Below are 6,702 nucleotides of genomic sequence, written 5' to 3'. Positions count from 1 at the left end.
CGCCGCCGCCGACCGCCCGCCGGCGGCACAGACCACCAGCACCGGCCGGCCCTGGGGCAGGGGGAGGTCATGCCCCGCCGTGAGGAACCGGCCGCTGGGCACCAGGCGCGCACCCGGGAGCGGTGTCAGGTCGGCCTCCCACTCCTCCCGGACGTCCACCAGCTCGAACTCCACCGCCCCCTGGTCCCGTGCCGAGAGCAGGGCGTCCAGATCGGCCGCACGCACGTCGGCTCCGCCGGCCAGCAGGTCCGCGGCGCCCCCGGTCGTGGCGGGGGCGGCCTCCTCGTCGGTGCCACCGGTCGGCAGACCGCACAGGACGGCGTAGGCGTCGGGGCCCTGCGGGAGCACGGTCACGGGGGTGCGCGCCGGGTCGCGGCGCACGGTCAGCCGGCGCCACGTCAGGTCCAGCGCGTCGTACACCGCCAGCCGGCCCAGGAGCGTGGTCCCCGCCCCGGTGAGGAGCTTGACCGCCTCGGTGGCCATGACCGACCCGACCGTGCCGCACATCGCGCCCAGGACCCCGCCGGTGGTGCAGTCCGGCGCCGACCCTGGCGGTGGCGGGGTGGGGAACACGTCCCTGTAGGTCACCGGCTCGACCGGACCGTGGCCGGGCGCCGGGCGGGGCGCGGACCAGAACACCGCGACCTGGGCGGTGTACCGGTAGATGGCGGCCCACACCACGGGGATCCCGAGGACCTCCGCGGCGTCGGCGATCAGGTAGCGGGTCGGGAAGTTGTCCGCGCCGTCCAGGACGACGTCGTAACCCGCCATCACCTCCAGCGCGTTGCCGGCGTCCAGCCGCAGCCGGTGCCGGTGCACCCGGACCTGCGGGTTCAGCTCACCGACGGCACGCGCCGCGGAGTCCACCTTGGGCACGCCGACGTCCTGCGTGCGGTGCACCACCTGCCGCTGCAGGTTGGACTCCTCCACGACGTCGTCGTCCACCACCCCGACCGTCCCGACCCCCGCCGCGGCAAGGTACTGCAGCGCGGGGCTGCCCAGACCACCGGCGCCCACCACCAGCACGCGCCCGGCCGCCAGTCGCCGCTGACCCTCCACCCCGACGCCGGGCAGGGTCAGGTGCCGGGCGTACCTGCGGGTCTGCTCACGTGTCAGCTGCGGTCCCGGCGCCACCACCGGCGCCAGTCGTGCCCCGCCGTGCCCCGGTCCCTGCGCGCCGCTCACCCCGTGATGGTACGAGAGGGACTGGCCCCCTGGTGCGTAGGCCGCACGGGTGTGGTGCCATGGCGGTGGCGGGAGCGCAGGCGCCCGCCCGCGCAGGTCCGGGGTCAAACGTCCTACGTCTCGACGCAGGTGTGCGGAACGCTGACCCCCAGGTCGGCCTTCGCCCCTGCCGGGAGGGTCGGCGCACGTGACAGCCGCACGCCCGACGGCGGGTCGTCCCCGCCGACCGGAACTTCTCTGGAGGCTTAGATGACCTCGACCCTCGACCACCACGCGAGCTGGACCAGCCGCGACGTGGCCCCCCTGGACGACGCGACCGTCGCCCGTGTCGACGCCTGGTGGCGGGCCGCGAACTACCTCTCCGTCGGCCAGATCTACATGCTCGACAACCCGTTGCTGGCCGAGCCGCTGCACCGCGACCACGTCAAGCCGCGACTGCTGGGCCACTGGGGCACCACCCCGGGCCTGAACTTCCTCTACGCGCACCTGAACCGGGTCATCGCCGAACGGTCCCAGTCGACCCTCTACATCACCGGCCCCGGTCACGGTGGCCCCGGCCTGGTGGCCAACGCCTACCTCGAGGGCACCTACTCCGAGGTGTACACCGACGTCACCCAGGACACCGAGGGCATGCGGAAGCTGTTCCGCCAGTTCTCGTTCCCCGGCGGGATCCCCAGCCACGTCGCCCCCGAGACCCCCGGCTCCATCCACGAGGGCGGGGAGCTGGGCTACGCCCTCTCCCACGCCTACGGGGCCGCGTTCGACAACCCCGACCTGCTCGTGGCGGCCGTCATCGGCGACGGCGAGGCCGAGACCGGCCCCCTGGCCACGAGCTGGCACTCCAACAAGTTCGTGGACCCCCTGAGCGACGGGGTGGTGCTGCCGATCCTGCACCTGAACGGGTACAAGATCGCCAACCCGACCGTCCTGGCGCGCATCCCCGAGGACGAGCTGCTCGAGCTGATGCGTGGATACGGCCACACCCCGTACCTCGTGTCCGGCGGGTTCGAGGGTGACGACACCGCGGACGTGCACCAGCAGATGGCCCAGGTGCTGGACCAGGCCCTGAACCACATCGCCGAGATCAAGCAGGCCGCGCGCGCGGGCACCCTCACCGAACGTCCCAAGTGGCCCATGATCATCCTGAGGACCCCCAAGGGGTGGACCTGCCCGTCCGTCATCGACGGCAAGCAGGTCGTCGACTCCTGGCGTTCCCACCAGGTCCCCCTGGCGAGCGCCCGCGACACCGACGCCCACCTGACGGTGCTCGAGGAGTGGCTGCAGTCCTACCGGCCCGGCGAGCTGTTCGACGCCACCGGCGCCCTGGTCGAGGACGTCGCCGCCCTGGCGCCGACCGGTGACCTGCGCATGAGCGCGACCCCGCACGCCAACGGCGGGCTGCTGCTGCGCGACCTGCGGCTGCCGGACTTCCGCGACTTCGCCGTGGACGTCGACTCCCCCAGCTCGACCGTCGCCGAGGCCACCAAGGTGCTCGGCCAGTGGCTCGCCGCGGTCGTCGAGGCCAACCCCGACAACTTCCGGGTGTTCGGCCCGGACGAGACCGCGTCCAACCGGCTCCAGGCCGTGTTCGACGTCACCGACAAGGCGTGGGCGGCAGAGCTGCTTCCCGAGGACGACAACCTGGCCCGGGCCGGGCGGGTCCTGGAGATGCTCTCGGAGCACCAGTGCCAGGGGTGGCTCGAGGGCTACCTGCTGACCGGACGCCACGGGCTGTTCAGCTGCTACGAGGCGTTCATCCACATCATCGACTCGATGTTCAACCAGCACGCCAAGTGGCTGAAGGTCACCCACGAGATCCCGTGGCGGCGCCCCATCGCGTCCCTGAACTACCTGCTCACCTCGCACGTGTGGCGCCAGGACCACAACGGGTTCTCCCACCAGGACCCCGGGTTCATCGACCACGTCGTCAACAAGAAGGCCGAGATCGTCCGGGTGTACCTGCCGCCGGACGCCAACACCCTGCTCTCGACGTACGACCACGTGCTGCGCAGCCGCGACTACGTGAACGTGGTCGTCGCTGGCAAGCAGCCCGCGCCCACGTTCCTGGGCATGGACGACGCGATCGCCCACTGCGCCCGCGGCCTGGGGATCTGGGAGTGGGCGGGCACCGAGGAGCGTGGCCAGTCGCCCGACGTGGTGCTGGGCTGCGCCGGTGACGTCCCCACCCTGGAGGTCCTGGCAGCGGCGGACCTGCTGCGTCGCCACCTCCCGGAGCTGAAGGTGCGGGTCGTCAACGTCGTGGACCTGATGCGCCTGCAGGACGAGCGCGAGCACCCGCACGGCTTGTCCGACCGTGACTTCGACACCCTGTTCACCGCGGACAAGCCGATCATCTTCGCCTACCACGGCTACCCGTGGCTCATCCACCGCCTGACCTACCGCCGCAACGGCCACTCCAACCTGCACGTGCGCGGGTACAAGGAGGAGGGCACCACCACCACGCCCTTCGACATGGTCATGCTCAACGACCTGGACCGCTTCCACCTGGTCATCGACGTCATCGACCAGGTGCCGGGCCTGGGCTCCAGGGCAGCCGCGCTGCGTCAGGAGATGGTCGACGCCCGCCTGCGTGCCCGGCAGTACACCCGCACCCACGGGGAGGACATCCCGGAGGTGCGTGACTGGGTGTGGCCCGACGTGGGGGAGACTGGTACCGAGGCCGGCGGCCCCACCCGGGACCGCGTGAGCGCAACCGCCGAGACCGGCGGTGACAACGAGTAGCCCGACGACCTCGGGCCCGACGACGAGACGAGTGGGACGGTAGTGGCGCGCAGCATCTACATCACGTCAGCCGAGGGTGACACCGGGAAGTCGACCGTCGCCCTGGGGGTCCTGGACCTGCTGACCCGGAGCGTCCAGAAGGTCGGGATCTTCCGGCCGGTGGCACGGTCCACCGACCGATCCGACTACGTGCTGGAGCTGCTGCTCGCCCACGAGGGGGTCGACCTCGGGTACGACGAGTGCGTGGGGGTCACCTACGAGGAGGTCCACGCCGACCCCGAGGCCGCCCTCGCACGGATCGTGTCCCGGTACCACGAGGTCGAGCGCCAGTGCGACGTCGTGGTCATCGTCGGAACCGACTACACCGACGTCGCCGGGCCCACCGAGCTGGCCTACAACGCACGCATCGCCGTGAACCTCGGCGCCCCGGTCCTGCTCGTGGTCCGGGGCGCCGAGCGCACGGCGGCCGAGGTCCGCCAGGTGGTCGACGTGTGCGTGGGCGAGCTGCGCACCCACCACGCCCAGGTCGTGGGCGTGGTGGCCAACCGGTGCACCCCCGAGCGCCTGGTCCAGGTGCACCGGGCCCTGGGCCAGGGCCTGCCCTCGTGGGCGATCCCCGAGGACCAGCTCCTGAGCGCACCGACCGTCGGCGCGCTCATGGAGGCCGTCGGCGGGCAGCTCGCCGCCGGCGACGAGGAGCTGCTGTCCCGCGAGGCCCTCGACGTGCTCGTCGGCGCCATGTCGATCGAGCACCTGCTCGACAAGCTGACCGACGGCGCGGTCATCATCACCCCCGGCGACAGGTCCGACATCCTGCTCGGCCTGCTCACCGCACACGCCGCCGAGGGCTTCCCGTCCCTGGCCGGCATCATCCTCAACGGCGGCTTCTACCCCCCGCCCGTCGTCGCGCGCCTCGTCAACGGGCTGGGTCAGCGCCTGCCCATCATCCGCACAGACCGTGGGACGTTCCGCACCGCGAGCGCCGCGGCCACCACCAGGGGGCGGCTGACGGCCGACTCCCAGCGCAAGGTCGACACCGCCCTCGCCCTCTTCGAGCGTCATGTGGACGGCCAGACGCTGCTGGCCTCGATGGACGTCCCGAGGCCTGCGGTGGTCACCCCGCTGATGTTCGAGTACCAGCTGTTGGACCGCGCGCGGTCCGACCGCAAGCACATCGTCTTGCCGGAGGGCAACGACGACCGCATCCTGCGGGCCGCGAGCACGCTGCTGCAGCGTGGGGTGGCCCAGCTGACGATCCTGGGCAGCGAGCCGACGATCAGGGCCAGGGCCACCGAACTCGGCCTGGACATCGCCGAGGCCGCCGTGATCGACCCCAAGGACGGTGAGCTGCACGAGCGGTTCGCCCACGAGTACGCCGAGCTGCGCAAGCACAAGGGCATGACCGTGGACCGCGCGCGGGAGGTCGTGGGCTCGGTGTCCTACTTCGGCACGATGATGGTGCACCTGGGCCTGGCCGACGGCATGGTCTCGGGCGCGGTGCACACCACGGCGCACACCATCAAGCCCGCGTTCGAGATCATCAAGACCGTGTCCGACGTGTCGATCGTGTCCAGCGTGTTCCTCATGTCCCTGGAGGACCGGGTGCTGGTCTACGGCGACGCGGCCGTGAACCCGGACCCCACCGCCGAGCAGCTCGCCGACATCGCGATCTCCTCGGCGGAGACCGCCGCCCAGTTCGGCATCGAGCCCCGGGTCGCGATGCTCTCGTACTCCACCGGGGAGTCCGGTACCGGGCCCGACGTGGAGAAGGTGCGCGCCGCCACCGCGATCGTCCGCGAGCGCCGCCCGGACCTGTCGGTCGAGGGGCCCATCCAGTACGACGCCGCGGTGGACGCCTCGGTCGCCCGGACCAAGATGCCGGAGTCCACGGTGGCGGGCCGCGCGACGGTGTTCATCTTCCCGGACCTCAACACGGGCAACAACACCTACAAGGCCGTGCAGCGCTCAGCCGGTGCCGTCGCCATCGGCCCGGTCCTGCAGGGCCTGCGCAAGCCCGTGAACGACCTGTCCCGGGGAGCGCTGGTCCAGGACATCGTCAACACCGTCGCCATCACCGCCATCCAGGCACAGTCCCTGTCGTCCGACGCCTGACCCCCTCGCCAAGGAGCCACCGCAGTGAACCAGCTCGTCCTCGTCGTCAACTCGGGCTCGTCCTCGATCAAGTACCAGCTCGTGGACGTCGGCACGGGCGATGCGCTCGCCGGCGGCCTCGTCGAGCGCATCGGTGAAGGGGGCGAGGGCTCCCTCCGCCACGACGGCCCCGCCGGACGCACCGAGCGGACCCAGCCGGTACCCGACCACGAGGCCGGGGTCCGGGCAGTGCTGGACCTGTTCGAGGAGGTCGGGCCGTCCCTGACCGCCGGCGGGCTCACCGCCGTCGGTCACCGCGTGGTGCAGGGCGGCGACCGGTTCACCGAGCCGGTCCTGGTCGACGACCAGGTGGAGGCCGCCATCGCGGACCTCTCCCCCCTGGCTCCCCTGCACAACCCCCCGAACCTCGCGGGCATCAGGGCCGCACGGCACGCGTTCCCCGACCTGCCGCACGTGGCGGTCTTCGACACCGCGTTCCACCACACCCTCCCGGACGCGGCGCGCACCTACGCGATCGACCGGGAGGTCGCCCGCGCCCACGGGATCCGCCGGTACGGCTTCCACGGCACCTCCCACGCCTACGTCGCCCGGCGCACCGCCGAGCTCCTCGGCAAGGACCCCGCCGACGTCAACCTGATCGTCGCCCACCTGGGGAACGGCGCC

At 72.0% G+C, this 6,702-nt stretch carries 4 protein-coding genes; 3 read left to right on the top strand and 1 reads right to left on the bottom strand.

All coding sequences use genetic code 11. The features are described from left to right. A partial coding sequence (locus N869_RS11810) for a ThiF family adenylyltransferase (RefSeq protein WP_084137047.1) occupies positions 1-1,185 on the bottom strand: 1,185 nt, incomplete at its 3' end. Between the two features lie 249 nt (positions 1,186-1,434). On the opposite strand from N869_RS11810, the gene N869_RS11805 reads away from it, so the two are divergent. The 3 genes from N869_RS11805 to N869_RS11795 form a co-directional block, all read left to right on the top strand. Continuing rightward, on the top strand, positions 1,435-3,927 hold the full coding sequence (locus tag N869_RS11805; RefSeq protein WP_035061975.1) for a phosphoketolase family protein: 2,493 nt from the start codon (positions 1,435-1,437) through the stop codon (positions 3,925-3,927). A gap of 42 nt (positions 3,928-3,969) precedes the next feature. Continuing rightward, positions 3,970-6,039 carry a phosphate acetyltransferase gene (gene pta / locus N869_RS11800; protein ID WP_035061973.1) on the top strand — a complete coding sequence of 690 codons (2,070 nt, stop codon included), beginning with the start codon at positions 3,970-3,972 and terminating at the stop codon, positions 6,037-6,039. Positions 6,040-6,063: 24 nt separating this feature from the next. Then, positions 6,064-6,702, top strand: a 639-nt coding sequence (locus N869_RS11795) for an acetate/propionate family kinase (protein WP_035061971.1), incomplete at its 3' end; no start/stop codon positions are given.

The sequence above is a fragment of the Cellulomonas bogoriensis 69B4 = DSM 16987 genome, assembly GCF_000767165.1.
Classification (GTDB): domain Bacteria; phylum Actinomycetota; class Actinomycetes; order Actinomycetales; family Cellulomonadaceae; genus Actinotalea; species Actinotalea bogoriensis.
The sequence above is the reverse complement of the archived record's forward strand: the minus strand, read 5'-3'. Positions and strand labels throughout refer to the sequence as shown.

Coding starts and splice junctions, on each gene's coding strand:
- N869_RS11805 (WP_035061975.1), top strand. CDS start 1,435: ATGACCTCGACCCTCGACCACCACGCGAGCTGGACCAGCCGCGACGTG.